Genomic DNA, 2337 nt, shown 5'->3' on the forward strand with positions numbered 1-2337 from the left:
TTCTCAATTTTCTGCCTTTAGGGAGCCTGTGCCAATCACAGGCTCCCTTTTCTTTCCCTTGTTAGTCTAAACTCCAGAAACTTATGTCCCTGTGTAAAAACATACCGGAACATATCCTAGATTTTTTGCCCTATTTGGTATGTAACATTGCTGTAAGTTTGGCAAAAGTAATTATCCTTGTCTTGTTAAAATGCTAAAATTAGCTTTACATGATTAATGGTAAAGCTGGGCAGTGCTTGAGTCAACAACTGTATATTTATAAAGTTCAGTAAAAGGTGATCAGCTAGCAGATTTATGTATACTCAACTTTCATTGTGGGAAGAGCCAAAAACAGAAAGCCAGAAGCATGGTCAGCAATTATCTCTGCCTGATGCCGAAATAATCATGTACCGCGACTTCTTCAATAACAATGACAGCAACCAGATATTTTCGGAATTGTACGGCACTATTAATTGGAAGCAAGAGGTGGCTCTGCTTTTTGGCAAGCAAGTCCCTATACCGCGACTTAGCGCATGGTACGGAGATGCAGGTAAATCTTACACTTACTCCAAAATAAAAATGGAGCCTAATCTATGGACACCTACACTCATAACAATCAAATCTAAAATAGAAGCAATAGCAGGTACATTGTTTAACAGCGTGTTGCTTAATCTATATCGCGACGGCAAAGATAGTGTAGCTTGGCACAGTGATGATGAATCAGAACTTGGTGAAAACCCAGCGATCGGTTCTGTAAGTTTTGGGGCTACTCGTCGTTTTATGCTCAGGCACAAATACAAAAAAGAAATGAAATTAGAAATTCAATTAACTCCTGGAAGTTTCCTGCTGATGAAAGGAGTAACCCAGCATTTTTGGCAACACCAAATCCCGAAAGCAGCCAAAGTTACTGAACCAAGAATCAACCTTACTTTCAGGAAAGTAAGCTAAATGAATTAATAGTAATTTGTAATTTGCATATACGTTTATTTGCCTTTACTTCCGGTTTTAATAAAAAAGATTGCAACTTCTGTTAACAGTAAAAGTAGCGATTTTCGCACAGCAATAACAGTACCGCCGAATTAGCGATCGCACGGGAGTGCCGCTGCTAAGGCTGAATTTGGGTCAAACGGCTAGTTTGTTGCGGCTGTGCGGGTTTTTAGCAGGTCAGCAGAAAGGCTCAGAGTGATGTGAAGGTCGATCGCACCTCTTGTCTCTCAAAGTCTCATTCTTTACGTTTACCGATTTTGCCTGTTAAGGTGTAGTGCATCCCCTTAAGTTTTACCTCATCTTTATTCCCTCACTCTTTCAATTTCCCTAACTAACTCGAACCCAAATTTCCTCACACTATTGGCATAACTTTGCTCAGATGTCTATTAATAATTCGTAAATAGCTAGGTCTGAAGGAACATAAAGCTCGACAAAAATAATTATCTCTGAAGATAGAAGAACCCCAAATTAAACACCGCTAACATATAAAACTATGAGGAAAAAAAACTACTTAAAAATTGATTGATATAAGGAATTTTTAAGTAGTTTTTAAGATAAAAAAAGGAAATTTATGGTATTAAGTATTATTGTTCACGGTGGAGCAAAAACCATCACAGAAGACAAGGTTGCAGCCAACAATGCAGGCTGTACCGCAGCAGCCGAAGCGGGCTGGGCAGTGCTCGCAAGCGGGGGCTCCGCAGCAGAAGCAGTTGAGGCAGCTATCCGGGTTCTGGAAGCTGACCAGACATTTAACGCAGGCTTTGGATCTGTTCTCAACAGTAAGGGAGAGGTAGAGCTAGACGCAGGGATGATGGAAGGGGGTTCCTTAGCTTGGGGAGCGATCGCAAATGTTCAAGGCGTGTGCCATCCCATCTCCGTGGCGCGAAAGATTATGGATAAAAAACCCATGTTCTTAGTAGCCGATCATGCAGAACATTTTGCTGCTGAAAGTGGAGCCGAGATGTGTAGAAAAGAAGACTTAATCGCAGATGAGCAACAGGAAGAGTGGGAGGAGGAAAAAGAAGTTATTGACCGCCCCAATACCGTTGGTTGTGTAGCTTTGGATATTAGTGGCACTTTAGTTGCCGGTACCTCAACAGGCGGCACTATGAATAAGCCCGCCGGTCGCGTCGGCGACAGCGCGATTATCGGCTCAGGCTTGTTTGCTGACAGTCAACAGGGCGCTTGCTCGACCACAGGCGATGGCGAGTCGATTATGCCAGTAGTTCTGGCTAAAACGGCGATCGACATTCTAGCGTCCGGCAAGCACCCAGACGATGCAGCGCAGATGGCAATTGAGACTCTGGCATCTAAGGTTGCAGGAGAAGCTGGGTGCATCCTCATAGACCCTCAAGGGCGGGTTGGCTGGGC

At 43.3% G+C, this 2337-nt stretch carries 2 protein-coding genes; both read left to right on the forward strand.

All coding sequences use genetic code 11. The features are described from left to right. The first annotated feature begins 294 nt into the window (after window positions 1-294). Window positions 295-927, forward strand: a complete 633-nt coding sequence (locus QUA38_RS28570) for an alpha-ketoglutarate-dependent dioxygenase AlkB (protein WP_333167825.1) — start codon at window positions 295-297, stop codon at window positions 925-927. A gap of 610 nt (window positions 928-1537) precedes the next feature. Beyond that, on the forward strand, window positions 1538-2337 hold an 800-nt coding region (locus QUA38_RS28575), incomplete at its 3' end, for an isoaspartyl peptidase/L-asparaginase family protein (protein ID WP_333167828.1).

The sequence above is a fragment of the Microcoleus sp. Pol12B4 genome (assembly GCF_036701385.1).
In the GTDB taxonomy this organism is placed as follows: domain Bacteria; phylum Cyanobacteriota; class Cyanobacteriia; order Cyanobacteriales; family Microcoleaceae; genus Microcoleus.